Source organism: Parvularcula sp. IMCC14364, assembly GCF_030758415.1.
Taxonomy (GTDB): domain Bacteria; phylum Pseudomonadota; class Alphaproteobacteria; order Caulobacterales; family Parvularculaceae; genus Aquisalinus.
The window spans coordinates 598,341-624,209 of record NZ_CP132334.1 but is presented as its reverse complement, the minus strand read 5'-3'; the positions used below and the strand labels follow the sequence as shown (position 1 = coordinate 624,209).

Sequence of the window (25,869 nt, the reverse complement as noted above, 5' to 3'; positions counted from 1 at the left end):
TTCTGTCCTTCGCCGGTGTGACAAGTTTGAGGCAGGGATCTGCCTGAATATCCTGCCTCCGGCATGATTACTTTCCGAACATGTCTGCTTCTGTTTTCGGCATGGCGAGACCAAGATGCGCCCAAGCCCGGGAGGCAAGCAGACGCCCTCTTGGCGTGCGCTGTATCAACCCCTGCTGCAACAGGAATGGCTCAATCACATCTTCCACCGCATCACGCGCCTCGGCCAGTGAGGCCGCAATGGTTTCCACGCCAACAGGCCCGCCACCGAAATGCTCGGCAATCAGCCGCAAATAACGACGGTCCAGCATATCAAGCCCGAGATTGTCGACCTCAAGGCGCGTCAGCGCCCTGTCGGCGACGGCCCTGTTGATGACCGGCGCATCTTCCACCAGCGCCACATCACGCACGCGGCGCAAAAGACGCCCGGCGACGCGCGGTGTCCCGCGCGCCCGGCGTGCGATTTCCAGTGCGCCATCGGCCAGCATTTGCACGCCCAGCTTTACCGCCCCACGGGCGACAATGCCGGATAATTCTTCCTCAGTATAAAAATCAAGTCGGACCGGAATACCGAACCGGTCAAGCAGCGGCTTGGTCAACAGTCCCGACCGGGTCGTCGCCCCGATCAGGGTAAAGCGGGGCAGGTCTATCTTGACTGAGCGCGCTGATGGCCCCTCTCCGATCAGCAGATCAAGCTCGTAATCCTCCATCGCCGGATAAAGAACTTCCTCGACGCCCGGTGTCAGGCGGTGAATTTCGTCAATAAACAGAACATCTCTTGGCTCAAGGTTTGTCAGCAGGGCAGCGAGGTCACCAGCCTTGGTAATCACAGGCCCTGACGTTGCCCGAAAATTCACCCCGAGTTCATTGGCAACGATATGCGCAAGCGTTGTTTTGCCCAGACCCGGCGGGCCATGAAACAGAACATGGTCCATGGCCTCTGCGCGCCGGGCCGCTGCCTCGACAAAAATGCGCAAATTGTCCTTGGCCTGCGCCTGCCCGACAAAATCATCAAGACGCTTGGGCCGCAGCGCCGCATCAGCGTCTTCCGGCCGCCGTGCACCATCTATGACGCGGTCATTTTCTCCAGCCGTCATCATGCTGTGGACAGTCCTTTCAGGCTGGTCGTGATCAGTTCCTGCACGGAAGCTGCGCTGTTCTCCCGCACCGCCTGGGCCACAGCCTGGCGGGCTGCCACGCTGTCATACCCCAGATTGACAAGGGCGGAGACTGCGTCTGCCTTCACGCCCGTATCGCTCGGGACTTCATCTTCTTTCACACCCATACCTGCCTGTGTCCCCAATGCGCCGGCCAGCGCCTGATGCCCCGAGACCAGTGCCATCAGATCGGGTGTCTTGCCTGCCAGTTCTGACGTGATGCGTGTGGCAATTTTCTTGCCGACACCTTGCGCCCTGGCGATGGCAGCATGATCATCAACAGAGATGGCGTCCAGCAGGGCTGCTGGTGTCAGCACCTGAAGAATTGCCAGAGCGGCTTTTGCGCCAACGCCCTGCACTGTTTGCAGGAGACGAAAACTCTGCCGCTCAGATTCGTCTGTAAACGCATAAAGGCGGATAAAATCTTCCCGGACCATCGTCTCGATCGCGAGAGACGTGGCCTCCCCCGGCGTCAACCGGTCAAGGGTGCGGGCCATGGCATTCACCTCATAGCCGACACCCGACACGCTGATGACGGCTGTTTCCGTCCCGACACTGAAGACCGTACCCTGCAAATGACCAATCATGCAGACCTCCTGTGGGCAAATGCTGCATGATGGGCATGGCAGATGGCAACGGCCAGCGCGTCAGCGGCATCAGCCCCCTGCTTGCCGGACATCGGCAAGAGCACGCGCACCATGGCCTGCACCTGCTCCTTGCCGGCATGGCCTGCGCCGACAACCGATTTCTTGATCGTGTTTGCCGGGTATTCTGCCACCGGCACGCCTGCCATGGCAGGCGCCGCCAGGCATACGCCCCGCGCCTGACCAAGTGTCAGGGCGGCGCGCGGATTTGAATTGACGAAGGTTTCTTCCACAGCGGCCATATCGGGCGCTTCACGCTTCACGATATCCTGCAAGGCATCGCACAGGCTTGCCAGACGCTGCGCAAGGGTTTGCTTCACATCCGGCTTGATTGTTCCGCTTGCCACAAATCCGAGGCGCCCTGAGTGCACTTCAATCAGGCCCCAGCCCGCACAGCGCAGGCCCGGATCAATTCCCAGAATACGAATCGTTTTTGACATGGGCCGACCATACCGGGGTTCGAACGCAACGCGAACATTTTTAGCGAAAAAGTCCGGTTTTCAGGCCGCAAGCCTAATCGCGCAATGTGCGTCTTGGCCGGGACGATGGCTCTTCCTGCTCTTTTTCGGCTTCCTCTTCCGGCTCGGCCGCCGCTGCTGCACCAGCAGATGAAGGTGCAGATTGTGCCAGCTGCTGGGCTGGCCGCGTCGCCACCGCCTGTGGCGGGGGATCATTGCGCGCCAGAATCTGCGTCGGCGCGCCCGTGTTCTGTCGCGTATAAATCATTTCCTGCAACTGATCGCGCAGGCCAATACGCTCCGCCTGAATTTCTTCCGGCTCCCCCGCAGAAGACGCAACCGCACGCTGCGCCCAGGCATAAGCCTGATCCAGATCACGCGCAGTGCCCGTACCTTCGGCCAGCGCTACCGAATAGAGAAACTGCCCTTCCGGGTCACCCGCTTCTGCCGCCTGACGGAACCAGTCCGCCGCGGCCTGATCTGACTGCGGCACCCCGCGCCCATTATACGCCAGCAGCCCCATAGAGGTGAACGCTGGCAGGACGCCGTTTTTAGCCGCTTCCTGCATCCAGTAGGCCGCCTGCTCCGGCTGCGCTGCGCCCGCCAGTCCGCCCTCAAGAATGAGCGCCAGATTATATTGACTGTCTGCATCGCCCTGGCGCGCGGCCTTTTCAAACCAGCTTGCCGCATTCTCGTAACTGAGCGGCTTGCCCGTGCCAGTCAGATAAAGCAGGCCGAGGTGATATTGCCCGGCTTTTTCGCCCCTGTTGGCGGCCTTTTCACACAGTTCTGCGGCACGGTCAGGATCTCTCGGCAGGCCCTGCCCCTCGGCATACATGTAACACATGCGCACCATGGCAAGCGTGTGATTGGATTGTGCGGCCTTGTTATACCAGCCGGCGGCGCGGTGAAAATCCTGCTCTACGCCGCGCCCATGATAGGCAAGCTCGCCCAGAGTGTACTGAGCATAGGCATGACCGGCCATGGCCGCTTTGACATAAAGGACACGCGCGCCAGCCTGATCCGCCTGCCCGCCAAGCCCATCATGATACATCATGCCAAGAAGATATTGGGCATCCGGGTCTCCCGCCTCTGCCAGTGGTTCAGCGATGATACGGGCACGGCGATAATCGCCTGACTGCCAGGCATCAATGGCAGGCTGCAGACTGCCGCCGCGAATGAGACCGGCGCTGCCAGTGCCTTGCGCCTGTGCTGCAGAAACCGGCGGAACACTGGTCAGGCCAGCAGCTATCAAAGCCGCGGCAATCAATCTGCCGGGTGACGTCCGGCGTGAAGTAAAAAAGCCCATGGTGTCCTGACGATATCGTATCTCAGTTCTTGTCCGGCAGGATACGGGGCTTCCCCCTCAAGCGTCAACTTACGGAATGGTTTGGCCATGTCCCATTTTGACTACTGACCCGTCCCTTATAAACGCGGCCACGAGTCATGAAACAGATGGCTGCCGCCAAGGACGCTTTACACGCCGATCAAAGGTTCTGATTATGGATCAACAAAAATCTAAAAAAGCTGTAGTAAGAAAACATCATTCGAAAAGAGGCTAGTGATGCACCCAAAAGTTGTCCTCTCAAGTGTGCTTTTTATAATTTTGGCGGCGTGTCAAACACCCATCTCAGAGTTTGTAGAGAGACCCAGATTCGAAGCCATAGCGACAGGACAGGATTTTCCTGTGGCTGTTCCAGCTTCTTTCAATGCAACATTGGGTTGGCTCATCGTTCCAGAAGATCGAATCGACCCTCAATCGACGGATGTTCGATTACCAGTCGCAATCATACACTCCAAATCAGAGTCTAATAAAAGTCCGGTCGTGTACCTCGCAGGTGGCCCTGGCACCGCTGCAATGCGAACAGCTGCTTTTCCAGGTGCCTATCCTTGGCTGAAAGATCGAGACTTTATCGTCATTGGGCAACGCGGCACTCACTATGCGACACCAGCACTGATGTGTCCCGAATATCGTGATGCGGTCGCCACGAGTTCTGATCAAGTCACCTCAGTCCGCGCATGTAAGACGCGATTAGAAGCATCAGGCGTTCGCCTCGGGACTTATAATAGCATTACCAGTGCGGCTGACCTCGAGGCCCTTCGTCAAGCTTTGGAGATTGAATCTTGGAGCTTGTATGGAGGGTCCTATGGCACGCGATTGGCGCTCATTTATGCCAAGATCTACGGCAGCAGTGTAGAATCTATGGTGCTCGACTCGCCGCTCCCGCCAAATGCAAAATATGACGACGAAAGCGCCCAAAATTTTGAGAATGCATTACGTGCGATCGCCAGAGACTGTGCAGCTCAACCTGATTGCGCTGAAGCTTTTCCAGCTTTGGAAGAACGCTTTTTCCAGACTATAGCAGAGGTTTCAGCCTCGCCGCTCAAGATTGATACGTTTGATGAGACTGTGACCGCCCCAAGTCTTGTATCGCTCATCCAGATTACTTCGGAGAGCGGCGTTCGTCGCGCTCCAATGATGATGGATCAGGTGGCTAAGCTGGAACCGGAACTCTTCAGTGCATTAGCTGACCCACCGCAAGCCTCCGACTTTGCATGGGGTATGCGGTTTTCGGTCTGGTGTAGCGAAGCTTTACCCTTCAGCGAAAGAAGCAATTCTGAAAATCCAGGCAAGGTTCTCGGTGGCTATGAAAGCGCAGCTATTGATCCAGAGTTATGTGACGCCTGGGCTGTGCCAGCAATCGACCCGAGGATCACGGAACCCGTTGTTTCAAATGTTCCAACCTTAATTATTGCAGGAGAGTTTGATCCCCTCACCCCTCCAAAATGGGGTGAGTTGGCAGCTAAGACGCTTCCGAACAGTATGGTCGTAACAATACGAGGTGGCAGCCATAGCTCCACGCAGCAATGGGGAGGTGATGGCTGCGCGATGTCTATCAGTGCCGACTTTTTGGATGCGCCTGAAGCTTTTCTGATGACCAGCGCTTCCGAAAACTGTGCATCTAGTCGCGCCGCTCCGGCATACCAAGTAACGCGCGAATAATTTAATGAGCGTCCGTTTCAGGGCGACTTAAGATGACCAAGAAGAATTTTGTCACTTTAGGATGGTGCACATATTTCGTGGAGCGTCGTTTAATGCATTAACCTAAGGTATCGTTATACTGATCGAATTAATACAGCATTTACTCATCAGAAGCACTGTTGTTTTGGATCAAGTCCCATAAGTTTCCGTATAAATCCTCAAACACAACAACGCGCCCGTAGCTCTCATTTCTCGGTTCTTCCCGAAAATTCACACCCGCATGTTTGAACCTTGAATAGTCTCGCTCAAAATCATCGGTATGAAGAAAAAGGAAAACACGACCACCAGTTTGGTTGCCAATAGCTTTATTCTGATTTTCACTCGCTGCTTTTGCAAGCAGAAGCGAGCTGCCTTGTGCGCAAGCGTTAGGTGGCGCTACTCTCACCCACCTTTTATCAGCACTTAGTGGCATATCCTCCAAAAGATCGAAGCCGAGCTTAGTGACGTAGAACTCTATAGCTTCATCATAGTCGGCTACAATAAGCGATATGGCTGATAAAATCTGTTTCATCTTGATGAATTTAGCGGCCCATTGTTTCCAAATCCAGAGACGTCAGCCTATCCACTCAGTAATCGCTTTACGGCGACTTTAGCCCCTCGCCCTGATGGTTGAATAAGGCAGAAACGGCCAAACGTGGCCATAAATATTCCCCCTGAAGCGCTGCCAGTTTTTTTCAGTCAGCACAAGACGCGTTCACAGACCGCGTTAATCCAGCACTGCTGCGAACGCTTCCATGGCCACGGCAGGCCCGCCCGGATGATGCCAGATAGTGCCGGACACAGCGAGAAAATCAGCCCCGGCGGCAACCAGCGGGCGCGCGTTTTCAGGCGTTATGCCGCCGATGGCTACGCAGGGGACCGTAGTCATCTGGCTCCAGGCCGTGAGGATTTCAGGCTCCGCCTGATGGCTCACCTCTTTGGTGGTGGTGGGGTAAAAGGCGCCAAACGCAACATAGTCGGCGCCCGCTTCCCCGGCCTGCATTGCGAGATGGCGCGAGGCGTGGCAGGTCACCCCGATGGACGCCTCAGGGCCCAGCATGTCACGCGCCCGGGCATATGCCATATCCGACTGGCCGATATGGGCGCCATCGGCCCCGGCTGATTTCGCCAGATCAGGCCGGTCATTGATCAGAAACGCGCAGTCATATTTGTGGGCAACGGGCAGAATTGCCCGTGCCATCGCCAGAACGGTTTCATCCGGCACGTTTTTCAGGCGCAACTGAAGACAGGCAATTTCAGCGGCTGTGCCCTGCCCTGCCACAAGCAGGTTTTCCAGTTCAGCACAAAAGCTGCCAGCATCATCAATCTGTGCGGGTGTAATGAGGTAAAGTCGGCACGCCTGGTCACGCATTCTGTCAGCCTCCGAATAATCGATCCTTGAGGAACAATCCCCACAAGCCGAAAACAGCCACGAAATTTATCATGAAGACCATGCCGCGCAGGATCACCCCGGACGTGAGGGTGTGAATGGCCGTATGCAGCAACCGCCCGGCAATGAAAAGCCAGGCCAGCACAAGCTGCGTCAGGCTGATCAGGTTTTCCGTCCAGAGAAGAATGATGATCGCATAAAAAAGCAGGGGCGCTTCAAACTGGTTGGACAGGTTGGCGGAAATGCGCGCTTCAAGCCCTGCCACGGCTTTGCCTGCCCGCTGCTCAAAACGCACGAGGGACAACCACGCATAGAGAAAGACCAGCAGAAAAAAGTGAGCCGCAACTGGCCAGAAGATCAGATCACGGCTCATTTCCGACATGGAGGACAAGGATCAGGCTGCCTGTTCGAGACCCTGCGACCAGTCACCCAGTTGGGCAAGGCCGTTCATTTTGGCCCTGTGGGCAAAAGCGGCCTGCGCAGCGGCAACATTTTCCTTTTTTCCACCCCACGCCTGTAGCGGCGCCGCCTGTAGGGCACGGCCATAAGAGAAGGACAACTGCCAGGGCATTTGGTCTTTGTATTGTGCATTCATGGCATTAAGATGCGCTGTGGCCTCCCTATCAGACTGACCGCCTGAGAGGAACACAATGCCGGGCACCGCTGCCGGAACAGCATCGCGGAAACATTTTACCGTTTTCTCGGCGACCTCTTCAATGCCGGCCTGTGTGGGGCATTTCTTGCCGGAAACGATCATGTTTGGCTTCAGAATCGTGCCTTCAAGAGCAACATTGGCATCAAACAGTTCTGCATACAGCGTTTTCAACGCCCAGTGCGTCACATCATAGCAGCGGTCTGCCGTGTGGTCCCCGTCCATCAGGACTTCCGGTTCGACGATTGGCACAATGCCTGCTTCCTGACACAGCGCGGCATAACGCGCGAGCGCGTGCGCATTCGCCTTGATACAGCCCCAGCCCGGCATGGTTATGTCGCCGCCACGGGAGATGTCAATCACAGCGCGCCATTTTGCAAAGCGCGCACCAAGGTCATGATACTCAGCGAGGCGTTCGCGCAAGCCGTCGAGACCTTCTGTGACTGTTTCACCCGGAAAACCCGGCAGGGCCTTCGCGCCCTTGTCGACCTTGATGCCTGGAATGGAGCCGGCATCCTGAATGAGTTTCACCAGCGGCATGCCATCTGCAGCTTTCTGGCGGAGCGTTTCATCAAAGAGGATGACACCTGAAACATGGTTCTCCATGGCTTGCGTCGTGCGGAACAGCATCTCGCGATAATCGCGGCGATTTTCCTCTGTGGATTCCACATTGATTGAATCAAAGCGTTTCTTGATGGTGCCCGTTGACTCATCAGCTGCCAGAATGCCCTTGCCAGGCGCGATCATCGCAACAGCGATGCGGTTCAATTCCTCAAGACTCATTTGTCGTCTCCTTAATACTCGAATAACTGTTCTGTTTACGGTTTATTTTCTCAGCGCTTCAACACCCGGCAAGGACTTGCCTTCCATCCATTCCAGGAAGGCTCCACCAGCCGTTGAAATATAGGTAAAATCGTCTGCGACACCGGCCTGATTGAGAGCTGCTACCGTATCCCCCCCGCCTGCGACCGCGACCAGCTTGCCCGCACGGGCCAGTTTGCCGGCGAACCTGGCAGCCTCAACAGTTGCGACATGAAACGGCTCTGTCTCGAAAGCGCCCAGCGGGCCATTCCAGACCAGCGTTTTGCAGCGTTCCATTTTTTCAGCAATCTGATCGACACTGGCCGGGCCAAGATCCAGAATCATTTCTGTGGCAGCGACATCATCGGCCGATTTCGCGTTGGATTTAGCCCCGGCGACAAACTCCGTTGCCACAACCACATCTTGCGGCAACAGAATTTCACAGGCATTGGCCTTGGCTTTTTCGATGATCTCCTGTGCCTTGGCGACCAGATCCGGCTCAGCCAGGGACTTGCCAATGGTCCGGCCAAGAGCCAGCAGGAAAGTGTTGGCCATGCCGCCGCCCACGACAAGATAGTCGGCCTTGTCGATAAGGTTCGTCAGCACATCAAGTTTTGTGGACACCTTGGCGCCACCGACAACAGCCATCATCGGGCGCTCTGGCGCACTGAGCGCAGCGGCGAGATAGTCCAGCTCCCTTTCCATGGCCCGGCCTGCAGCGGCCGGCAACAGATGTGCCACGCCCTCCGTAGAAGCGTGGGCACGGTGCGCGGCGGAAAAAGCGTCATTGATGTAAAGATCGCCATTTTCAGCGAGCTCTTGGGCAAAAGCCGGGTCATTGGCTTCCTCGCCGGCATGGAAGCGGGTATTTTCCAAAAGCAGCACTTCGCCGCCCCGCATTGTGGACACGGCAATCTTGGCCGCATCGCCAATACAGTCCTCAGCAAAATGGACTTCGCAATCCAGCAGGGAGCGCAGTGCTTCTGCCACCGGCGCGAGCGACATCTCCGGCACGCGCGCGCCCTTTGGTCGCCCGAAATGCGACAAAAGAATCACCTTGGCGGAACGTGAGACCAGATCACGGATGGTCGGCAATGCCCGCTCAAGCCGGGTGGCATCGCTTACCTTGCCGTCAGCCATCGGCACATTGAAATCTACCCTGACCAGCGCTCTTTTACCTGCGATGTCGGATATGTCGTCAATCTTCCTGAAGCTCATTGTCTCTCATCCGTTTTCAGTATCGCACATGCCGCACGCAGGTCTCGGCCTACAGGAACGATGCCATGACCCTGGCCGTGTCGGCCATGCGTGTTGAGAAACCCCACTCGTTGTCATACCAGCTCAGGACACGCACCAGTTTTCCTTCAAGGATCTGGGTCTGTGGTGCGGCGAACAATGAGGAATGTGGATCATGGTTGAAGTCCGCAGACACCAGCGGCGCTTCGATATAGCCGAGCACACCCTTCAATGGGCCTTCTGATGCTTCCTTCATGGCATTGTTGACTTCCTCTACTGTTGTGTCGCGCGAGGGCGTACAGACGAGGTCCACAACAGAAACATTCGGTGTTGGCACACGAATTGAGGAGCCATCCAGCTTGCCGTTCAGGGCCGGCAACACAAGGCCAACCGCTTTGGCGGCGCCGGTTGAAGTCGGGATCATGGAGCTGGCCGCAGCGCGTGCACGATAAAGGTCCTTGTGCAGTGTATCGAGTGTCGGCTGGTCACCGGTATAAGAGTGAATGGTGGTCATGTAGCCACGCTCAATGCCGACTGTATCATGCAGTACCTTGGCGATTGGCGCGAGACAGTTCGTGGTACAGGAGGCGTTGGAAACAACCACATCTTCCGCGCTCAACTGGTCGTGGTTCACGCCATAGACGATTGTCTTGTCCGCGCCGGATGCCGGCGCAGAAACCAGAACGCGCTTGGCCCCACCTTCCAGATGGGCAGACGCTTTCTCCTTGCTGGCGAAAATACCTGTGCATTCAAAAACAATGTCCACACCATTCTCACCCCAGGGCAGTTTGGCCGGGTCACGTTCTGAAAAAACCTTGATCGGACCTGTGCCCGGATCAATCGTATTGCCGGAGACCTTGACTTCATTCCTGAAACGCCCGTGGATTGAGTCATATTGCAGGAGATGTGCATTGGTTTCCACAGGCCCGAGGTCGTTGATTGCGACAACCTCGATATCGCTGACATTATGCTCAACCAGAGAGCGCAGCGCCAGACGACCGATCCGGCCAAAACCATTGATACCTACACGAATTGCCATGAGAGATACTCCTTAAGTTAGTAACGCCTTTGCCTTTTCGACAACGGCCTCCGGCGTGATGCCGAAATGCTGAAACAAATCTTTTGCTGGCGCACTGGCGCCGAAACTGTCCATGCCGACGAAATCGCCCTTGCCACAACCGTCCGTATAAATGAACCGGTCCCAGCCCTGGCGGATACCTGCTTCAATGATGATGCGTGGCCTGTCACCGAGCACACTGGACATATAGTCACGCCCCTGCGCAACGAAAAGCTCCTGACAGGGCATGGAGACAATGCGGGATCTTATACCGGCATCCGCGAGCTGCTCTCTGGCAGCCATGGCGATGTCAATTTCCGAGCCTGTCGCAATGAGCGTCACTTGCGCATCTACGTTCTCAGACAGAACATAGCCGCCTTTGGCACAGAGATTTTCTGATGTTGCATCGAGCCTTACCTGCTCCAGTCCCTGACGCGAGAGCGCAAGAATGCTGGGCGCATTTTTCAGGGAAAGCGCCGCCTGCCAGCATTCTGCTGTTTCGATAACATCGGCGGGCCGAAAAACATGCAGATTAGGGATCGCCCGCAAAGCAGCCAGATGCTCCACCGGCTGATGGGTTGGCCCGTCTTCCCCAAGGCCAATCGAGTCATGCGTCATGACATAAATGACCTGCTGCTCCATCAGCGCAGACAGGCGAATGGCCGGGCGGCAATAATCTGTAAACACCAGAAATGTGCCCGCATAAGGTGTGACGCCGCCATGCAACGCCATACCGTTCATGGCAGCTGCCATGCCATGCTCGCGGATACCATAGTAAAGGTATCGCCCTGCCGGATTGTCGGCACTCAGAATATCGAGACTGCCCGTCTTGGTATTGTTGGATCCCGTCAGGTCCGCAGAGCCACCGATGGTTGTGGGCACAGCCTGATTGATCACGTCCAGCGCGAGTTGAGAGGCTTTGCGCGTTGCCACTTTTTGCGGCTCGGCCAACAGTGCCTTGATATGTGCGTCGATGGCCGCAGAAAGGTCAGCGTCGAAATCATTTTCCCAGGCGGCATTGAACAGCGCTGCATTATCCGATGTCTCGAGCCGGGCGGACCATGCCTCATGCTTCGCGGCACCACGCATGCCTGCCTCTCTCCAGCTTTCAAGAATATCCGCTGGTACCTCAAATGGCTCATGCGGCCAGTCGAGACTATCGCGCGCAAAAGCAATTTCCTCTGCCCCCAATGGCGCACCATGCGCTGCTGAACTGCCTGCTTTTTTATTGGCGCCGCGCCCGATAATCGTCTTGCAGGCGATCAGCGACGGCCTTTGTGTCGTCTGGGCCTTCAGGATCGCAGCTTCAACGGCTGCCATGTCGTGCCCGTCAACACGGTCAACCTGCCAGCCAGAGGCTTCAAACCTCGCCAACTGATCCGTTGAGTCAGAAAGCGAGACAGCCCCATCAATAGTGATGCCATTGTCATCCCAAAGAACAATCAGCTTGCTGAGCTTGAGATGCCCGGCCAAAGCAATGGACTCCTGACTGATGCCTTCCATCAGGCAGCCATCACCAGCAATGGCGTATGTGTAATGGTCTACGATGCCATCACCGTAGCGCGCGCTCATATGGGCTTCGGCAATCGCCATGCCAACCGCATTGCCAATGCCCTGACCCAGCGGGCCTGTGGTTGTCTCGACGCCCGGCGCGTGCCCGACTTCCGGATGGCCGGCTGTTTTTGACCCGAGTTGCCGGAAATTCTTCAACTGGGCCAGATCCATGCCCGCATAGCCGAGCAAATAGGCCAATGAATAGACAAGCATGGACCCATGACCGGCAGACAGGACGAAACGGTCCCGATCCGGCCAGTTCGGTGCGCTTGCGTCAAATTTCATAATTCGGGAAAACAGAACGGTTGCCACATCCGCCATGCCCATGGGCATACCTGGATGGCCGGAATTGGCCTGCTCCACCGCGTCCATGGACAAGGCAGCTATTGCGGCAGACATTTTTTGATCTATGGCACTCGGGAAGGGCTGTGAGGTCACGGCAGGGCCTTGAAGATATTACATGAATTTTGCCCGCTACATGCACCCAGCCTTTCACAGGGTCAACCCTGCGCACCGGTATCGTAAAGCCTGTCGCCGGTCTGTCTGGACGGGAGGTGCGATGCCCGCTATTTTACTGTTGAGGTTAGTATTTATGTCAAAACTGGAAAAATCGGTGCAGGAACTTGCTATTGCTCTGGAAGAGCTGAGTGTGCGCGTGGAAAAGAATGTCCTGGCCGCCGCAGATCATGGCGAATCGCTTGCAACTTCCAGAGGTCAGGCGCAGGCAGCACAGAAACATGCCGGCAAGGCAGCGCGGGAACTGGCCAGTGTCATCACTGACCTGAAAGCGATGATCGAAAGTCAGAAATCGGGCCAGCATTCAGGCCGGAAGGAATAAGTCGATGGCGCAAGTCACTGTGTCGATAAACAACCAGAGCTACACCATCACCTGCGATGACGGACAGGAAGACCGGCTGCTGGAACTGGCCAGTTACTTCGATACACAGGTGCAGCGCATCGCCACCAATGTTGGCGCCATTGCTGACTCCCGGCTGATGCTGCTGGCCGGGTTGACGATCTGCGATGAGTTGCGTGAGGCGCAGATGCGTATTGAGGAACTTGAAACAGCCAGCGGCATGACCAGCGAAGACGGCGCCGCACGGGTTCTGAACGCTGCCACGCAAAAAGTGCGTGAAGTGACACAACGCCTTGAAGAAAGCTCTTCAAACACCTAACTACATCTGGCTGCCCGGCACGTCAGGACTCATTTCCCCGGGGCCGTAACTTCTCTATCGGGAGCTGCCTCTGCGCTCGACCGTGGTCTTGCATAAGCGGCGCCCACCTGAACCTTCGGGTCCAGGGCGAAAATACATGTCCAACGGCCAGGGTGGCATTTTATGGTTTTGGTGATCTCAGATGATTTTTCCGGAGCTTGATTTACGAAAATTCGCCGACCCCAAAGGCGTCTTGCGTCAACATGCGCGCAAATTGCGTGAAGAGTTGGCGACGCAACGACCTGATGCGCCACGTCATGCAGCAGCGCAGTTCATCAGAGCCCTGGCTCCTCACCCTGGCCAGACAGTCAGCGTCTATTTTCCAGTGAACAACGAGTTGGATACCTGGCCGCTGGTGGAAGCCCTCTGGGCTGATGACATCACCGTTTGCCTGCCGGTCACGGAAAAAAGAGACGCAGCGCTGGTCTTTCGCGAATATGGTCCGGATACAGAACTGTGCGAAGGGCGTTATGGCATTCTGGTGCCATCGCCTACTGCGCCTCTCTGCTCGCCGGATATCATCCTCTGCCCCCTGCTCGCATACAAGACCGACGGCACCCGCTTGGGCATGGGCGGTGGATATTATGACCGCACCCTGAACACCCGCCGCAAGACTGGCCCGGTCACGGCCGTGGGCTACGCCTATGCTGACCAAAAGGCACAGCTTTTACCACGCGATGCGCATGATGCGTTCCTCGACTGGATCGTGACAGAGCGATCAGCTTTTTCAGTTGCACATGCTAAACGCATACTATAATTATCCATTTTCGTTTATTATTATACATTTACATTGAAGGTTTAGATGCTCAGATTCATCACAAAAAAAGAGTATTGGAAAATCATTCAAGATGGAATTGAAGAGCAACTTCACCCAAGTGGCAAACCTTGGCATCTGAAAGATATTCAGGACGCTGTTGCTGCGCATTATCTCTTACCCACAAGAGGTCTTAAAATTGCAGAAATTGGCGGCGGGAAAAGCCGCGTGCTCCAAAGTTTATCTGAAAGGAATGACGTATACAATATTGATAAATTTGATGGCAGCAATAACGGCCCCAAAAAGAAATTTTAATAGAGAAAGTGAACAATATTAACTGTTTTGTAGGGGAATCAAAAGAAAAAATTGATGATAATTATTTTGATATCGTATTTTCCATATCCGTCATGGAACACATTGGATCTAATGATCTCTTAGAGTCTGAATCAAAAGTCTTTCATATGAAACATGCTCTTGCCAGTCGTCTTGTTGCGATACGGATGTGAGCCATGAATAGCCATGCGATAGCTGAGGTCCAGCATCGTTCCCAATCCTTGGCGAGACGGCGTGATCGCCCTAACCATGCGAATGTGCGTTCTACGACCCATCGCCGGGGCAGGACTTTAAAGCCTTTCATTTTATCGGATCGCTTGATGATTTCCATCCGGAATGGACCGACTTTTTTAAGTTTGCGCTTTAGCTTATCTCCCGCATAGCCACCATCGGCAAAGATATGGCGAAGCCATGGAAATTTGTCTCGCGCTTCCATCAACACCGCTGGTGCGCCGTCGCGATCCTGTACATCCGCGGCATGCACAAGTGCTGTCACCAGAAAGCCTTCCGTATCCGTCAGAATATGCCGCTTGCGGCCTTTTATATTTTTGCCCGCGTCAAAGCCAGTAATACCGCCACTTTCTGTGGTTTTAACCGACTGGCTATCGATCACACCTGCGCTGGGGTGTGGGCTTCTGCCGTGTGCTTCGCGGCATTCAAACAGCAGGCGGTGATTGATCTTTTCCAGCAATCTGTCATCACGCCACCAATAAAAATATTTCTGAACCGTCGAAAAAGGCGGGAAATCCCTTGGTAACATGCGCCATTGGCAGCCAGTAGACGCGATATACAACAAGGCGTTCATGATCTCCCGCATCGGCCACTTGCGAGGACGCCCCATCCGATTTGGAAGAGGTATTTCAGGTTCAATCAAAGCCCATTCGTCGTCCGTCAGATCACTTGCATAGCGCAGGAAACTGCGGTCATAATATGTGCGGGTGGTTTCATTCCAACTCATCTGATCCTCCGTGTCTTAAGCAAACAAAGAGAATCATAAGTCGTTGAAATCACCCAGATACTTTTGGATCAGGCTCTTAAACTTTCTAAACGACTGTTGGCGAATATTACGCCCGGGTGGGTTAATGTATCATGTATTTGATATGTATCTATCACAAGAGGATTATATATATAAAGATATTCCTTGGACAAATAGAAATAAAAAAACCTTGGAAATTTGCCGATCTCTATATGCTGAAAAATTTGCCCCCCTAGAAGATGTTCAAATCTTAAAAACTAACAATCTGCAATTTCATCCTAAATATGCATCGAACCCTGACAACATGATTCACAACTGGAATACTCTTGCTCCGAAGTTTTCTGATGTTAGGGAGAATGCCCAATCCGTCGGTATATTATACGGTGGGCAAAAGTTATGAACTACAAAATATTACTTTTGTAATTGGCTCAGGACTCATTGATTGATCCAGAAGATCATCGTAGCGGTGATCCAGATGCTTGAGAAGTATATGCGCGCGCATCGATCATAGAGGGTTGCGACACGCCGCCAGTCTTTGAGTCTTCCGAACATGTGACCTTCTCCAGAAATCTATAGTCTCGCCACCAGTAGAAGTATTTCTGTACCGTCGATAAGGCGGGAAGTCCTTCGGCAACATGCGCCACCGGCACCTATTGACACAATGTCCAGCAACGAATTCATGATTTCACGCATCGGCCATTTTCGAGGCCTACCCATTCGATTGGACGGCGGGTACTATGACCGGACGCTGGACGCGCGTCGCAAGATTGGCCCGGTCACGGCCGTGGGCTACGCCTATGCTGACCAAAAGGCACAGCTTTTACCACGCGATGCGCATGATGCGTTACTCGACTGGATCGTGACAGAGCGCGGCTCCTTGCAGGTGTCACGGTAACTTATTGCGCGCCTGCAATATCGTAGGCTTTTCCGCGCTATGGCGTCAGCGCGGGTGACCCCTGAAACAGGGCGATGTATTCCACCGCGTCAGCAGTATTCCCCTGCACCTCGAACTGCTGAAGATGAGTCAGGAAGCCACGCGACTTCATCAACCGGTCAGAAGACCTATAGGGTGACCCCTCGGCTGCCAGGTCAAAGATGGTGACGGGGGAGGTTCCGGCCACTTTTTTCAGGTCCCGAATACCCCGCATATAATAGAGATAAACATCATCATTATTGGCAGGCAAAAGGGTGTATGCTTCATTGTTCGGTGGCACCACAACAGGGGCCAGCATTTCGCTGGGCATCATGGACAAAGAGCCGTCTGCGTAGAGTCCGGCCACCGTCACGACTTCATCTTGCTCATTCATTGCTTCCAGACGCATGGCAAGTGGTTGTGCCTCATTCACCGGCACCTGAATACCATGGAATATGCCCCACAACCCGTAGAACTTTTCCTCCGGTCCAGCGGCCTTCATTGTGGCCTGAATGTTCGATAGAATATTACTATAGCGACTGCCCAGCTCATCTTTCTGCAGCATCGACAAGGCAAGCTGTGCGTTGAATAATTGCACCGGTATCCAGTCAGAAGGATATTGCTCGAGTGACTTCTCATTATAAGGGGGGAGATCCGGCTCAACCCCAAGAGCTGTTTGAAGGTAGGATTCTATCTCGCTCAGGTTTGCCTCGTCCTGTTGTGCCGTCATGAGTATCAACAAACGCTTGGCAAAACTGGTATCATAAAGTCTGTCCACGCCAATGAAATATATGCGGTTTGCAGCTGGCAACGTTTCATTCAGATCACGAATTCTCTCGATCTTCGCAAAGAACTCCCTGTTGCCCCACTGGAAAGAGTTATCTGCATAATACTCAAAAACGTCTCTGAGATATGTATCATCACCGAGCTCCAGGAATATGTTGACTGCCATAGCCTGGGCAGGGTCCATCTCGGCAAGATAATACCTCACCCCGACCTGCTCGTTGAGATGTTTGAGCAGTTGGAAATCAAGTTCCTGCGGCGCAGCGTAGCCGTGAATTTCCGATAAAAGAAAAATTCTATGCTGATAAAAATCTGACGAAAAGCCGAATTCGGGGTTTTCCCCCGAAACGGCAAAATGGTTATCTTCAAGATACTCAACATACGTACCGGAAGACATCTCATCCTGCATCACCGCAAACCACGGTGGAATAAAAATTAATCCCAGCAGAAGCAGGATGATCGCCAGCAGGCCAATACCAAGCCATTTCAGGATACTCACGACAACACTCATACAAACCCCTAACGTATGATTACTCTTCAGTTTACAATTTGCCCAGCACCCACTCAGCCGGCTTTCTGATCTGCCACCCAATCTTGCACGACCTGTTCCAGCACAGAAAGCGGTATCGCACCACTGCCCAGTACCGTGTCATGGAAGGCCCGGATGTCAAAGTCATTCCCCAACTCTGCTTCCGCATAGGCACGCAGTTCCCTGATCTTCAGCTCACCAATTTTGTATGCCAGCGCCTGCCCCGGCCAGGTGATGTATCTGTCGACCTCTGTGGTGACGTTATTCATGGAAAGCCCGCTGTTTTCAGCCATGTAGTCAATCGCCTGCTGCCGGGTCCAACCTTTGGAATGCAGACCGGTATCAACCACGAGGCGACAGGCGCGCCACATCTCGTATGAGAGGCGTCCAAAGTTTGTGTAAGGCGTATCATAGAAGCCGACTTCAAGGCCGAGCCGTTCCGAGTACAAACCCCAGCCTTCCACAAACGCCGTAAAGCCGCTGAAACGCCGGAATGGCGGCATTTCCAGTTCCTGCGCGATGGCAATCTGCAGATGGTGCCCCGGCACGGCTTCATGCAAAGACAGCGCCTCAAGCTGGTAGTTTGGGCGTGTCTCCAGCAGCGTCGTATTGACAAAGTAGAACCCCGCCCGGGTGCCGTCACCGGCTGGCTGGCTGTAATAGGCGGTTGTTGTCTTCTCTGCGATATCCAGCGGTATTTCTTTCAGGCCATAGGGCATACGCGGCAGATGCCCGAAGAGCTTGGGCAATTCACCATCCATCCGTTTGGAAATGGTCGCCGCCAGCTGCATCCGCTCCTCGCCTGTTTTCGGGTAGAAGTCCGGGGTCGTGGCCAGAAATTCGAGCCACTCCGCGAAATTGCCGTCAAAACCGGCCTCTTCGATGACCTCTTCCATCTCGGCGCGTATGCGCGCCACTTCCTGCAAGCCGATCTCGTGAATTTCATCCGGCGTCATGTCAGTGGTGGTGAACAGACGTGCACGATGCGCATAATAGGCATCACCACCCGGCATTGTATTCGTGCCTACTTCGGCCCGGCACGCTGGTTGGTATTCGTCGAGGTAAAAAGTCTCGAGTGATCTGAAAGCTGGAATGACCTGCGCCGCGACAATGCCGGCTGCCTGCTCGCGCAGGGCATCAAAATCCTGATCGGAAACCTGTGCCGGTTTGTTATCAAAAGGCTGAAGGAATACGCTTTCGCTGACATTATCAACGATATGCGTACTGATTGACTGCTCATAACCGGTCATCGGCTCACATGGCTGCACCCAACCGGCTTCGAGTCCGGCTCTGACACGGCCCGTCGCGCGCTCCAGATATTCCGGTATTTTTGCCAGACGGGAGACATAGCTCTGATAATCCGCCTTGCTGAAAAACGGCAGCTGGGATGGCAGCCGGGTCAGGTTCATATGCGGCCCGCCACGGTTGGTAATGATCATGTATTTGCCGCCAAAATCAGCTGCCTCGATAGCGTTTTCCAGCTGCAGTTTGAGTAGCGTGTAGTTCAGCGCATTGGCTTCATTGAGACCGTTCGTTGCAATGGCTTCCAGCCGCGCCAGAAACCCTTTTGCCGTCTCTATCCCGGCGTCATAAGCGGCCAGAGACGGATCACTCAGGCGATCATCATACTCCCGCACCCCAAGGCTGGTTGCGAACGTGGGGCTTTGCTCAAGATTACTGGCCCAATGGTCACTCATGACCTGCTCGAAAAGAGCATTCGCCCCTTGTGACTGATCTGTTGCGACAGATGCCTCTGATGCTGGCGCTGTCGATGTTTCAACAGTATCTGTTTCGGCAGCACAGGCCATCAAGGCGAGCGCAGATGAAAAAGCAAGTAAGCGGCGCATAAACTTCCCCTGTTATATTCTTCCGGAAGCTTTAGCGTAAATTCACCTGCCTTGCCAGCGGCACTGTGGCGCTACTCAGTTCAGGAAATTTCTGGAGTGTCGGCTGAGCCTTCTGTTTTCTTCAGAATCCGCAAAATAACAAATGTCGCGACAAGTCCGTTTGCAATACTGAAGACAACAGCCATCCATTGCGCCACAGCATCTCCCCAGATGCTGTCCACCAGGATCATTGCAAATACCCAGAATAATGCATGCAGTATCAGATACATCGCAATACGCGGACTAAGTGATTTTTCATCCATGATAATCTCCTTTGACTATTTTAGTTTTATACTGACTTTTCCCTCAGCCGTAACCAGGCCGCCAGTACGACAAAAAATGCGGCCAGGCCAATTAGTGAGGAGCCAAGCGGCGCCTGCTCTATTGGCGCAAACAGCCAGATGCCAGCATAAACCAGGCCAGCAAGGACAAATACCCAACCGGCAAAACGCTCTGTCGCCATTGCTCTTGCCGGATCACAGTTTTCAGCCGTCAGAGGGCGAACGGTCTTGGGCAGGAAATTACCAGTCATGACCAGCATCAGCCCAAGAAAGACGCCAACCGCTCTTTTTTCGAAGCCCGGCCCAACGAGGCCAACTTCCTCAACCAGTACAACGCCCAATGATCCGCCTACCATCAGGCATGCTCCAAATACGGCTCTTTGCAGATTCAGTGCAGTTTCTTCCTTTTGCGTTTGTGAGAACCGGATCAACAAACCAGTGCCGATCATGACAGCCAGCAATATGGTCAGCACCCCTGCCCACATGAAGGACTTGTCTGGCGCAAGATACCAGTTGGTGATCGCCAGCGCTGCAACGCCAAAAGCCGCCGTTTTGACGGGATAGTATGAAAGATTGCTCGTCATTTTCTTGTGACCTCCTGTGGGTGATCTGTATCTGAATCAGTGTTGGGCTCAGGTGCCTGCTGCAATTCCCAGCCAAACATTTGCGCGAACCCCAGCAACGCATCTTCCAGAACAGACATGCGGATCTGATAGACAACCTGCTTGCCATCCTTATGCGAGGCGACAAGATTTGCTTCGCGCAGAACGGCGAAGTGGGCTGACATGGTTGGCTTGGAAACGTCAAACTCCGCCGCCAGTTCGCCTGCGCTCATAGGACGCTGGCGCAACAACTCCAGCACGCGGCGCCGGGTTGGATCTGACAGTGCTTTGAAAACGGTACTCATAAATTGATAATTAGCTAATTATCTAATTGTTGTCAATGCTCTTGTATAGCGGGAGCCATGAAGCTCTCTTTTGCCCTTTCATTTGCCGGGCATATGTGGTTATCCCGCCCTGCAAAAGCAACGAAGTGAGAACCATGCGCCTTGCGTTTTTTGGAGATGTGATGGGTCGGTCCGGCAGGACTGTCTTGCTGGAGCACTTGCCCCGATTGCGCCGACGCCTGAAACTCGATTTCGTTGCGGTAAATGCTGAAAATGCCGCTGGCGGTTTTGGTATTACAGAGAATATTTGCGACGCCCTTTTCGAGGCCGGCGCCGATGTCATCACCACTGGCAACCATGCTTTTGATCAGCGGGATGAGATTTCCCTTTTCGACGAGGAGCAACGCCTGCTCCGGCCCGCCAATTTTCCAAGTGACAATCCGGGCCGCGGGGCCAGCATGATTTCAGTTGGTGGTGACAGGCACGTATTGGTGGTGCATCTGCACGGTCAGCTATTTATGGCCCCGATGGATGATCCCGTGCCTGCCCTGGAACGGGAACTGGGCGGAGTCAGCCTTGGCCGTGACGTGCACGCCATTATTGTCGATATGCATGCCGAGGCAAGTTCTGAAAAATATGCCCTCGCACATTATCTCGATGGTCGTGCCAGTCTTGTGGTGGGCACGCATACCCATGTGCCCACAGCGGATGCGCAAATCCTGCCCGGTGGCACCGCCTTTCAGAGCGACCTTGGCATGTGCGGAGATTATGACAGCGTTATCGGCATGGAAAAATCAGGTCCGATTTCACGCTTTGTCTCCAAAATGCCGGGAAACAGATTGCAGCCAGCTGCCGGGCCGGGCACGGCCTGCGGCGTGTTTGTGATTACCGATGATACAACAGGGCTTGCGACGCATATCGAACCGATACGCGTTGGCGGCAGGCTGATCACAAGCCAGCCTGCTCCGATAGATTACGCCTGATACGGATTTTCTTCCGTATATTCGTCAGGCGACTTTGTCTATGACGGATGCCGCCGCCTCTACCGATGTCTGCGCATCCACCATCAACAGCCCGGCCTCAACAAATTCAATATCGGTAATGCCGATAAAGCTCAGGATCTTGCGCAGATAGCCAGTGAGGTGATCTGCATCACTGTTGAGCGGCGTCCCGCCAGATGTGCTGATGACATAGGCTTTCTTGCCCTCAAGCAGGCCAACAGGACCATTGTCGGTATATTTGAACGTAACCCGGGCCCGCGCAATCATATCAACCCATGCCTTGAAGGCAGCAGGCGCGGAGAAATTATACATGGGCACGCTCAGGACCAGCACGTCGGCCTCTTTCAACTCCGCGACGAGACGGTCCGAAAAAGCAAGCTTGGCGCGCTGGGCATCGGACCGGTCTTCTTCAGGGGTGAAATTGGCCCCTATCCAGTCTTCATCTACAAAAGGGATTTGCTCTGCCGCCAGGTCACGAACAGTAACCGCACCGCCCAAACGGGCGATGAGCCTATCGCCCAGCTGGCGTGACACTGACCCCTCATAGCGCATTGAACTGTCCACCCGCAGGATTTTCTGATTTTCTGACATAGTATTCTCTCCAGATTTCATCGGCCATGATCGGCCACACCATGAAGCTAGGGGCTTTTGCGGCAGGCAGAACCCGGATAAGTCGGAAAGCATTATTGCGAAAACGAGAATAATCATGGGCCAACTTGAAGAAATGTCTGTCTTTGTGGAAATCGCCCGCGCTGAAGGCATCACCGGCGCAGCGGAGCGGCTCAATCTCGCGCCGTCAGCTGTGTCACGGCGCCTCAAGGACCTAGAGGCCAGACTTGGCACACAGCTTGTCAGCCGGACAACGCGGCATGTCAGTTTAACCGATGCAGGCCGCACTTATCTTGCACATGCTGAGCGTATCCTGAGTGATGTTGATGAAGCCAACAGCGACATCGCGCAACTGCGCTCTACCCTGGCGGGCAAGATTTATCTCGCCGCTCCTCTTTCCTTTGGTCTGCGACATCTGCCAGATGCTCTATCCACTTTCATGAAAGCCAATCCGGAAATTTCCGTTGAGGTTGATATGTCTGACCGTATGATTGATCTCGCCGCAGAAGGCTTCAACCTTGCCTTGCGTATTGGCAATCTCGAAGACTCAAGTCTGATGGCCAGGAAAATTGCCGAACTACCGGCATGGCTCGCCGCAAGCCCGGATTTTATCGAGAAGCACGGCCCGTTTAAGACGCTGGAAGACCTGCACGGCCTGCCAGCCTTGATTTACACCGGCGGCACGGGAAAAGCCGAAACCATCAATGTACGTACAGAGAAGAAAAAAGAAGACCGGATTCCGGTAGAGCCGGTTTGTCTTTCTAATAATGGTGATCTGCTCGCCTCTCTCGCAGAGCACGGTCATGGCATTATCCGCTCACCCTGTTTTATCCTGCAAAATGCTGTGGATGGCGGCAAGCTGGTGCGGCTGTTTGAGAGCTGCGACTGGGGCACTGTCACCCTGCAGGCTGTCTGGCCACCGACACGACACCTGACGGCACGTACCCGTGCACTGATTGACTTCTTTGCGATGCAGTATGCCAATCTGCCACCGGAATAGTTGTCAGCACTCCACTACATTTACAGCAAGACCACCTTCGCTGGTCTCCTTGTATTTGGAATTCATGTCGAGACCTGTCTGGCGCATGGTCTCGATGACCTGATCAAGAGATACCTTGTGCTGGCCGTCTGATTGCGTTGCCAGTCTTGCCGCATTGACGGCCTTTACGGCCCCAATAGCATTTCTTTCAATACACGGAATTTGTACAAGTCCGCCAACAGGGTCACAGGTTAAACCAAGGTTGTGCTCCATCCCGATTTCGGCGGCATGTTCCACCTGGTCCGGCGTACCGCCCCAGACAGCGGCAAGCCCGCCAGCAGCCATTGAACAGGCAACGCCGACTTCTCCCTGGCAGCCCATTTCAGCGCCGGAAATAGAGGCTTTCTGTTTGTACAACATACCAATGCCCGCGGCTGTCGTCAGAAAGATCCGGATTTTTTCCATTTCGGCCAGGCCATCATTGGCACAATAAAACTTGATAACCGACGGAATAATCCCGGCAGCCCCATTTGTGGGTGCAGTAACCACCTGCCCGCCTGCTGCATTTTCTTCATTAACCGCCATGGCATAGACATTGAGCCAGTCAAAAAGCGCCTCACGCTCGTTCAGCGGCCCGTGCCGCCGCAGTTTCTCATACATGGCTGGTGCCCGGCGCTTCACATCCAGTCCACCCGGCAATGTGCCTTGTGTAATCAGCCCACGATCAATGCAACGGGACATGACCATCCATATTTCATCAAGTTGCCGGAAGGTTTCTTCGCGCGGTCGAAAACTGTCTTCGTTGCGTGCAATCAACTGATGCACCATCAATCCTTCGACATTGCATTTTTCGACCAGTTCGTCTGCGGAAGAAAAAGGATACCGGAAGTCAAGAGCTTCCTCGCTGTCTTCCCTGCCCATTTCGTCTTCACGACGCACAAAGCCGCCGCCTATGGAATACCATGTCTCTGACAGCAAGATCTTGCCGGCTTCATCAAGCGCCGAAAGGCGCATACCATTGGGATGCGCTTCAGGAACAATATCCCCCCGGAAGTCGACATCTTTGGCCGGATCAAAGGCAATTTCATGTGCACCCAGAAGACTGATCCGGCAGTCCGCCTTCATGGCCGAGAGGCGCTTTTCGATTGTCCCTGTTTCAATCGTGCGGGGCTCTTCGCCCATCAGGCCAAGATAGAGCGCGCGGTCCGTGCCGTGACCGATGCCAGTCAGCGCGAGCGAGCCCTTTAATTCAGCAGTAATCCTTGTGACCTCAGCGAGAACTCCTGCGGCCCTGACATTTTCCATGAACCGCCGGGCAATAATCATAGGCCCAACCGTGTGGGAACTGGACGGCCCGACACCTATTTTGAATATGTCAAAAACACTCAGCATAGATTATTCCGTACCGCCATCGCCTTCTTCCAGTGTCGCCTGATAGCCTTTCTCATTCATGAGAGCGACAATTTCCAGAGCAACACCGCGCACCTTCAACTCATCCAGCCCGCGCGAGACGACCGACAATGTGCCGCGCCGACCCGACTTGCCAGGATAGCTGCCGATTGAGACATCAGGATTACGCGACTGCAGAATACCAAGACCTTCGGACAGGGCACTTTCAATGGCAGGCCCCTTAACGGTATATGCCTTGCTCACCGGCCCGTGCGAAAGACGCGCATCTATGTCCGTCAGCATACTTCTGAATATCGCTGGCACACCAGCCAGAACAAAGACATTACCAATCTGAAAGCCCGGCGGGCCGTTGACTTCATTATGCACCAGCGTCGCCCCTTTGGGCATACGCGCCATGCGGTGGCGACCGGGGTTTAATGCCTCCCCGCGTCCAGTGTAATATTCCTGCATGACGGTGATCGCTTCAGTGTTTTCTTCTATCGGAAGGTCAAATGCTGCTGCGATCGCATCTGCTGTAATGTCATCATGGGTTGGTCCGATGCCGCCGGATGTAAATAGATAGTCCGTCCGGGCCCGTAACTCATTCACGGTACGCATAATGGTTTCATGCTCATCCGGAATAACCCGGGCTTCACGAAGGTTGATGCCTCTGGCTGTCAGCCACCCCGCCAGATAATGCAGGTTGGCATCGCGCGTCCGGCCAGAAAGCAATTCATCCCCAATAGCAATGACAGCTGCCGATTTCTGATCTGATGACATGGGCTTTGACGTAGCCGCTTTCCGATAGCTGTTGCAACTGCAATCGGCCTTCGCCCGAGTGACGCATTCGTGAACATGCTCACGGACCGGCTCACACGCTGGTGTATGGCGCGTGATCAGACTGTCGGCTAAGCCAGCCTCACCGAACACAGGAGAACGACCCATGCGACTGACCACCTTTATACTCACCGCCTTTCTGGCTCTTGCCTTATTCAGTATTACGGCCTCTGCATCAGCAGAAGACATTCTCGCCTCCGGCTCCAGCTGGGACAAAGTTGGACAGCGCACATCCGGCGACTGGGCGATTGTCGCACGTGACGGTGCCTTCTATATTGAGCTGGGCGAAAATTTCGCGACACGCAGCGCGCCTGATCTGAAAATCTTTCTGTCAACGGAAGATGCTGCAACACGCAATAACCGTAACGGGCTGGAAAATACGACTTTCGTTGCAGAGCTCACCAGCTCTAGCGGGGCTCAAAGCTATCGCCTGCCAGACAATCTGGACCCGGCAGACTTCACGTCGCTGATTATCTATTGCCAGGCCTTCTCTAAATTCTGGGCCGCGTCAGCCATCTGAATAGTCTGC

Annotated in this window: 30 protein-coding genes, 1 other RNA gene and 2 pseudogenes; 11 read left to right on the top strand and 22 right to left on the bottom strand. The window is 54.4% G+C overall.

Going from position 1 to position 25,869, the window contains the following annotated elements:
- Positions 1 to 67: 67 nt before the first annotated feature.
- The 4 genes from ruvB to RAL90_RS03030 all read right to left on the bottom strand — a co-directional run bounded on the left by ruvB (position 68) and on the right by RAL90_RS03030 (position 3,567).
- Complete coding sequence (gene ruvB / locus RAL90_RS03045) at positions 68 to 1,096, bottom strand: Holliday junction branch migration DNA helicase RuvB (protein ID WP_372340420.1); 1,029 nt, start codon at positions 1,094 to 1,096, stop codon at positions 68 to 70.
- The gene (gene ruvA, locus RAL90_RS03040) at positions 1,096 to 1,743 is read right to left on the bottom strand and encodes a Holliday junction branch migration protein RuvA (protein ID WP_306253057.1); all 648 of its coding nucleotides are present in this window, start codon (positions 1,741 to 1,743) and stop codon (positions 1,096 to 1,098) included. The genes ruvB and ruvA overlap by 1 nt, the downstream gene beginning before the upstream one ends.
- Positions 1,740 to 2,240 (bottom strand): crossover junction endodeoxyribonuclease RuvC, encoded by a 501-nt coding sequence (gene ruvC / locus RAL90_RS03035; RefSeq protein WP_306253056.1) that lies wholly within the window; start codon positions 2,238 to 2,240, stop codon positions 1,740 to 1,742. The genes ruvA and ruvC overlap by 4 nt, the downstream gene beginning before the upstream one ends.
- Before the next feature lie 73 nt (positions 2,241 to 2,313).
- The gene (locus RAL90_RS03030; RefSeq protein WP_306253055.1) at positions 2,314 to 3,567 is read right to left on the bottom strand and encodes a tetratricopeptide repeat protein; all 1,254 of its coding nucleotides are present in this window, start codon (positions 3,565 to 3,567) and stop codon (positions 2,314 to 2,316) included.
- A 255-nt stretch (positions 3,568 to 3,822) separates the two neighbouring features.
- Between RAL90_RS03030 and RAL90_RS03025 the strand changes: the two genes are divergently transcribed.
- On the top strand, positions 3,823 to 5,262 hold the full coding sequence (locus tag RAL90_RS03025; RefSeq protein WP_306253054.1) for an alpha/beta hydrolase: 1,440 nt from the start codon (positions 3,823 to 3,825) through the stop codon (positions 5,260 to 5,262).
- 139 nt (positions 5,263 to 5,401) lie between these two features.
- Here the strand turns inward: RAL90_RS03025 and RAL90_RS03020 are convergent, their stop codons facing one another.
- The 7 genes from RAL90_RS03020 to tkt all read right to left on the bottom strand — a co-directional run bounded on the left by RAL90_RS03020 (position 5,402) and on the right by tkt (position 12,369).
- Positions 5,402 to 5,812 (bottom strand): VOC family protein, encoded by a 411-nt coding sequence (locus tag RAL90_RS03020; protein ID WP_306253053.1) that lies wholly within the window; start codon positions 5,810 to 5,812, stop codon positions 5,402 to 5,404.
- Positions 5,813 to 6,007: 195 nt separating this feature from the next.
- Positions 6,008 to 6,652 carry a thiamine phosphate synthase gene (gene thiE, locus RAL90_RS03015; protein ID WP_306253052.1) on the bottom strand — a complete coding sequence of 215 codons (645 nt, stop codon included), beginning with the start codon at positions 6,650 to 6,652 and terminating at the stop codon, positions 6,008 to 6,010.
- Between the two features lie 4 nt (positions 6,653 to 6,656).
- Positions 6,657 to 7,052, bottom strand: coding sequence for an MAPEG family protein (locus RAL90_RS03010; protein WP_306253051.1), 396 nt, complete (start codon positions 7,050 to 7,052; stop codon positions 6,657 to 6,659).
- Positions 7,053 to 7,064: 12 nt separating this feature from the next.
- Positions 7,065 to 8,105 (bottom strand): class I fructose-bisphosphate aldolase, encoded by a 1,041-nt coding sequence (locus RAL90_RS03005; RefSeq protein WP_306253050.1) that lies wholly within the window; start codon positions 8,103 to 8,105, stop codon positions 7,065 to 7,067.
- 42 nt (positions 8,106 to 8,147) lie between these two features.
- Positions 8,148 to 9,341, bottom strand: a complete 1,194-nt coding sequence (pgk, locus tag RAL90_RS03000) for a phosphoglycerate kinase (RefSeq protein ID WP_306253049.1) — start codon at positions 9,339 to 9,341, stop codon at positions 8,148 to 8,150.
- Between the two features lie 49 nt (positions 9,342 to 9,390).
- Positions 9,391 to 10,398, bottom strand: coding sequence for a type I glyceraldehyde-3-phosphate dehydrogenase (gap, locus tag RAL90_RS02995; protein WP_306253048.1), 1,008 nt, complete (start codon positions 10,396 to 10,398; stop codon positions 9,391 to 9,393).
- A gap of 12 nt (positions 10,399 to 10,410) precedes the next feature.
- Entirely contained in the window at positions 10,411 to 12,369 is a 1,959-nt protein-coding gene (gene tkt, locus RAL90_RS02990) for a transketolase (RefSeq protein WP_306253047.1), read from the bottom strand.
- Positions 12,370 to 12,562: 193 nt separating this feature from the next.
- On the opposite strand from tkt, the gene RAL90_RS02985 reads away from it, so the two are divergent.
- The 5 genes from RAL90_RS02985 to RAL90_RS02965 all read left to right on the top strand — a co-directional run bounded on the left by RAL90_RS02985 (position 12,563) and on the right by RAL90_RS02965 (position 14,253).
- On the top strand, positions 12,563 to 12,808 hold the full coding sequence (locus tag RAL90_RS02985; protein ID WP_306253046.1) for a hypothetical protein: 246 nt from the start codon (positions 12,563 to 12,565) through the stop codon (positions 12,806 to 12,808).
- A 4-nt stretch (positions 12,809 to 12,812) separates the two neighbouring features.
- A complete protein-coding gene (locus tag RAL90_RS02980) occupies positions 12,813 to 13,145 on the top strand; it encodes a cell division protein ZapA (RefSeq protein ID WP_306253045.1) in 333 nt (110 codons plus the stop codon).
- A 4-nt stretch (positions 13,146 to 13,149) separates the two neighbouring features.
- Positions 13,150 to 13,308, top strand: a non-coding RNA gene (gene ssrS, locus RAL90_RS02975) — 6S RNA.
- An 18-nt stretch (positions 13,309 to 13,326) separates the two neighbouring features.
- Positions 13,327 to 13,941: a 5-formyltetrahydrofolate cyclo-ligase gene (locus RAL90_RS02970; RefSeq protein ID WP_306253044.1), complete on the top strand. Its 615-nt coding sequence runs from the start codon at positions 13,327 to 13,329 to the stop codon at positions 13,939 to 13,941.
- Between the two features lie 45 nt (positions 13,942 to 13,986).
- Positions 13,987 to 14,253: a hypothetical protein gene (locus RAL90_RS02965; RefSeq protein WP_306253043.1), complete on the top strand. Its 267-nt coding sequence runs from the start codon at positions 13,987 to 13,989 to the stop codon at positions 14,251 to 14,253.
- A 142-nt stretch (positions 14,254 to 14,395) separates the two neighbouring features.
- Here RAL90_RS02965 and RAL90_RS02960 read toward each other — a convergent pair whose 3' ends face one another.
- On the bottom strand, positions 14,396 to 15,229 hold the full coding sequence (locus RAL90_RS02960; RefSeq protein WP_306249540.1) for an IS5 family transposase: 834 nt from the start codon (positions 15,227 to 15,229) through the stop codon (positions 14,396 to 14,398).
- A gap of 124 nt (positions 15,230 to 15,353) precedes the next feature.
- Here RAL90_RS02960 and RAL90_RS02955 point away from each other — a divergent pair, with 124 nt between their 5' ends.
- On the top strand, positions 15,354 to 15,647 hold the full coding sequence (locus RAL90_RS02955) for a hypothetical protein (protein WP_306253042.1): 294 nt from the start codon (positions 15,354 to 15,356) through the stop codon (positions 15,645 to 15,647).
- Positions 15,648 to 15,682: 35 nt separating this feature from the next.
- Here RAL90_RS02955 and RAL90_RS02950 read toward each other — a convergent pair.
- Both RAL90_RS02950 and RAL90_RS02945 read right to left on the bottom strand, forming a co-directional pair.
- Positions 15,683 to 15,799, bottom strand: a pseudogene (locus RAL90_RS02950) (IS5/IS1182 family transposase); the annotation flags it as partial.
- Positions 15,800 to 15,825: 26 nt separating this feature from the next.
- Positions 15,826 to 15,979: pseudogene (locus RAL90_RS02945) on the bottom strand (transposase); the annotation flags it as partial.
- On the opposite strand from RAL90_RS02945, the gene RAL90_RS02940 reads away from it, so the two are divergent.
- Positions 15,909 to 16,142 (top strand): 5-formyltetrahydrofolate cyclo-ligase, encoded by a 234-nt coding sequence (locus tag RAL90_RS02940; protein WP_306253041.1) that lies wholly within the window; start codon positions 15,909 to 15,911, stop codon positions 16,140 to 16,142. The pseudogene RAL90_RS02945 and the gene RAL90_RS02940 overlap by 71 nt on opposite strands.
- Before the next feature lie 37 nt (positions 16,143 to 16,179).
- Here the strand turns inward: RAL90_RS02940 and RAL90_RS02935 are convergent, their stop codons facing one another.
- The 5 genes from RAL90_RS02935 to RAL90_RS02915 form a co-directional block, all read right to left on the bottom strand.
- Positions 16,180 to 17,454 (bottom strand): hypothetical protein, encoded by a 1,275-nt coding sequence (locus RAL90_RS02935; protein WP_306253040.1) that lies wholly within the window; start codon positions 17,452 to 17,454, stop codon positions 16,180 to 16,182.
- Positions 17,455 to 17,507: 53 nt separating this feature from the next.
- A complete protein-coding gene (locus tag RAL90_RS02930) occupies positions 17,508 to 19,319 on the bottom strand; it encodes a DUF885 family protein (RefSeq protein ID WP_306253039.1) in 1,812 nt (603 codons plus the stop codon).
- A gap of 80 nt (positions 19,320 to 19,399) precedes the next feature.
- Complete coding sequence (locus RAL90_RS02925; RefSeq protein WP_306253038.1) at positions 19,400 to 19,621, bottom strand: hypothetical protein; 222 nt, start codon at positions 19,619 to 19,621, stop codon at positions 19,400 to 19,402.
- Positions 19,622 to 19,647: 26 nt separating this feature from the next.
- Complete coding sequence (locus RAL90_RS02920; RefSeq protein ID WP_306253037.1) at positions 19,648 to 20,223, bottom strand: hypothetical protein; 576 nt, start codon at positions 20,221 to 20,223, stop codon at positions 19,648 to 19,650.
- Positions 20,220 to 20,546: an autorepressor SdpR family transcription factor gene (locus tag RAL90_RS02915; RefSeq protein ID WP_306253036.1), complete on the bottom strand. Its 327-nt coding sequence runs from the start codon at positions 20,544 to 20,546 to the stop codon at positions 20,220 to 20,222. The genes RAL90_RS02920 and RAL90_RS02915 overlap by 4 nt, the downstream gene beginning before the upstream one ends.
- A gap of 134 nt (positions 20,547 to 20,680) precedes the next feature.
- On the opposite strand from RAL90_RS02915, the gene RAL90_RS02910 reads away from it, so the two are divergent.
- A complete protein-coding gene (locus tag RAL90_RS02910) occupies positions 20,681 to 21,508 on the top strand; it encodes a TIGR00282 family metallophosphoesterase (RefSeq protein WP_306253035.1) in 828 nt (275 codons plus the stop codon).
- A gap of 24 nt (positions 21,509 to 21,532) precedes the next feature.
- Here the strand turns inward: RAL90_RS02910 and RAL90_RS02905 are convergent, their stop codons facing one another.
- A complete protein-coding gene (locus RAL90_RS02905; RefSeq protein WP_306253034.1) occupies positions 21,533 to 22,117 on the bottom strand; it encodes an FMN-dependent NADH-azoreductase in 585 nt (194 codons plus the stop codon).
- Between the two features lie 115 nt (positions 22,118 to 22,232).
- Here RAL90_RS02905 and RAL90_RS02900 point away from each other — a divergent pair, with 115 nt between their 5' ends.
- Entirely contained in the window at positions 22,233 to 23,135 is a 903-nt protein-coding gene (locus RAL90_RS02900; protein WP_306253033.1) for a LysR family transcriptional regulator, read from the top strand.
- 3 nt (positions 23,136 to 23,138) lie between these two features.
- Here the strand turns inward: RAL90_RS02900 and RAL90_RS02895 are convergent, their stop codons facing one another.
- Entirely contained in the window at positions 23,139 to 24,506 is a 1,368-nt protein-coding gene (locus RAL90_RS02895) for an L-serine ammonia-lyase (RefSeq protein WP_306253032.1), read from the bottom strand.
- A 3-nt stretch (positions 24,507 to 24,509) separates the two neighbouring features.
- The gene (locus RAL90_RS02890) at positions 24,510 to 25,448 is read right to left on the bottom strand and encodes a molybdopterin-binding protein (RefSeq protein WP_306253031.1); all 939 of its coding nucleotides are present in this window, start codon (positions 25,446 to 25,448) and stop codon (positions 24,510 to 24,512) included.
- Here RAL90_RS02890 and RAL90_RS02885 point away from each other — a divergent pair.
- Entirely contained in the window at positions 25,447 to 25,860 is a 414-nt protein-coding gene (locus tag RAL90_RS02885; RefSeq protein WP_306253030.1) for a DM13 domain-containing protein, read from the top strand. The genes RAL90_RS02890 and RAL90_RS02885 overlap by 2 nt on opposite strands.
- Positions 25,861 to 25,869 lie beyond the last annotated feature (9 nt).

What these genes read in the sequence shown, in the direction of transcription:
- ruvB (WP_372340420.1), bottom strand. Translation starts at nt 1,096, where the DNA reads ATGACGGCTGGAGAAAATGACCGCGTCATAGATGGTGCACGGCGGCCG.
- ruvA (WP_306253057.1), bottom strand. Translation starts at nt 1,743, where the DNA reads ATGATTGGTCATTTGCAGGGTACGGTCTTCAGTGTCGGGACGGAAACA.
- ruvC (WP_306253056.1), bottom strand. Translation starts at nt 2,240, where the DNA reads ATGTCAAAAACGATTCGTATTCTGGGAATTGATCCGGGCCTGCGCTGT.
- RAL90_RS03030 (WP_306253055.1), bottom strand. Translation starts at nt 3,567, where the DNA reads ATGGGCTTTTTTACTTCACGCCGGACGTCACCCGGCAGATTGATTGCC.
- RAL90_RS03025 (WP_306253054.1), top strand. Translation starts at nt 3,823, where the DNA reads ATGCACCCAAAAGTTGTCCTCTCAAGTGTGCTTTTTATAATTTTGGCG.
- RAL90_RS03020 (WP_306253053.1), bottom strand. Translation starts at nt 5,812, where the DNA reads ATGAAACAGATTTTATCAGCCATATCGCTTATTGTAGCCGACTATGAT.
- thiE (WP_306253052.1), bottom strand. Translation starts at nt 6,652, where the DNA reads ATGCGTGACCAGGCGTGCCGACTTTACCTCATTACACCCGCACAGATT.
- RAL90_RS03010 (WP_306253051.1), bottom strand. Translation starts at nt 7,052, where the DNA reads ATGTCGGAAATGAGCCGTGATCTGATCTTCTGGCCAGTTGCGGCTCAC.
- RAL90_RS03005 (WP_306253050.1), bottom strand. Translation starts at nt 8,105, where the DNA reads ATGAGTCTTGAGGAATTGAACCGCATCGCTGTTGCGATGATCGCGCCT.
- pgk (WP_306253049.1), bottom strand. Translation starts at nt 9,341, where the DNA reads ATGAGCTTCAGGAAGATTGACGACATATCCGACATCGCAGGTAAAAGA.
- gap (WP_306253048.1), bottom strand. Translation starts at nt 10,398, where the DNA reads ATGGCAATTCGTGTAGGTATCAATGGTTTTGGCCGGATCGGTCGTCTG.
- tkt (WP_306253047.1), bottom strand. Translation starts at nt 12,369, where the DNA reads ATGTCTGCCGCAATAGCTGCCTTGTCCATGGACGCGGTGGAGCAGGCC.
- RAL90_RS02985 (WP_306253046.1), top strand. Translation starts at nt 12,563, where the DNA reads ATGTCAAAACTGGAAAAATCGGTGCAGGAACTTGCTATTGCTCTGGAA.
- RAL90_RS02980 (WP_306253045.1), top strand. Translation starts at nt 12,813, where the DNA reads ATGGCGCAAGTCACTGTGTCGATAAACAACCAGAGCTACACCATCACC.
- RAL90_RS02970 (WP_306253044.1), top strand. Translation starts at nt 13,327, where the DNA reads ATGATTTTTCCGGAGCTTGATTTACGAAAATTCGCCGACCCCAAAGGC.
- RAL90_RS02965 (WP_306253043.1), top strand. Translation starts at nt 13,987, where the DNA reads ATGCTCAGATTCATCACAAAAAAAGAGTATTGGAAAATCATTCAAGAT.
- RAL90_RS02960 (WP_306249540.1), bottom strand. Translation starts at nt 15,229, where the DNA reads ATGAGTTGGAATGAAACCACCCGCACATATTATGACCGCAGTTTCCTG.
- RAL90_RS02955 (WP_306253042.1), top strand. Translation starts at nt 15,354, where the DNA reads ATGTATCATGTATTTGATATGTATCTATCACAAGAGGATTATATATAT.
- RAL90_RS02940 (WP_306253041.1), top strand. Translation starts at nt 15,909, where the DNA reads ATGTCCAGCAACGAATTCATGATTTCACGCATCGGCCATTTTCGAGGC.
- RAL90_RS02935 (WP_306253040.1), bottom strand. Translation starts at nt 17,454, where the DNA reads ATGAGTGTTGTCGTGAGTATCCTGAAATGGCTTGGTATTGGCCTGCTG.
- RAL90_RS02930 (WP_306253039.1), bottom strand. Translation starts at nt 19,319, where the DNA reads ATGCGCCGCTTACTTGCTTTTTCATCTGCGCTCGCCTTGATGGCCTGT.
- RAL90_RS02925 (WP_306253038.1), bottom strand. Translation starts at nt 19,621, where the DNA reads ATGGATGAAAAATCACTTAGTCCGCGTATTGCGATGTATCTGATACTG.
- RAL90_RS02920 (WP_306253037.1), bottom strand. Translation starts at nt 20,223, where the DNA reads ATGACGAGCAATCTTTCATACTATCCCGTCAAAACGGCGGCTTTTGGC.
- RAL90_RS02915 (WP_306253036.1), bottom strand. Translation starts at nt 20,546, where the DNA reads ATGAGTACCGTTTTCAAAGCACTGTCAGATCCAACCCGGCGCCGCGTG.
- RAL90_RS02910 (WP_306253035.1), top strand. Translation starts at nt 20,681, where the DNA reads ATGCGCCTTGCGTTTTTTGGAGATGTGATGGGTCGGTCCGGCAGGACT.
- RAL90_RS02905 (WP_306253034.1), bottom strand. Translation starts at nt 22,117, where the DNA reads ATGTCAGAAAATCAGAAAATCCTGCGGGTGGACAGTTCAATGCGCTAT.
- RAL90_RS02900 (WP_306253033.1), top strand. Translation starts at nt 22,233, where the DNA reads ATGGGCCAACTTGAAGAAATGTCTGTCTTTGTGGAAATCGCCCGCGCT.
- RAL90_RS02895 (WP_306253032.1), bottom strand. Translation starts at nt 24,506, where the DNA reads ATGCTGAGTGTTTTTGACATATTCAAAATAGGTGTCGGGCCGTCCAGT.
- RAL90_RS02885 (WP_306253030.1), top strand. Translation starts at nt 25,447, where the DNA reads ATGCGACTGACCACCTTTATACTCACCGCCTTTCTGGCTCTTGCCTTA.
- RAL90_RS02890 (WP_306253031.1), bottom strand. Translation starts at nt 25,448, where the DNA reads ATGGGTCGTTCTCCTGTGTTCGGTGAGGCTGGCTTAGCCGACAGTCTG.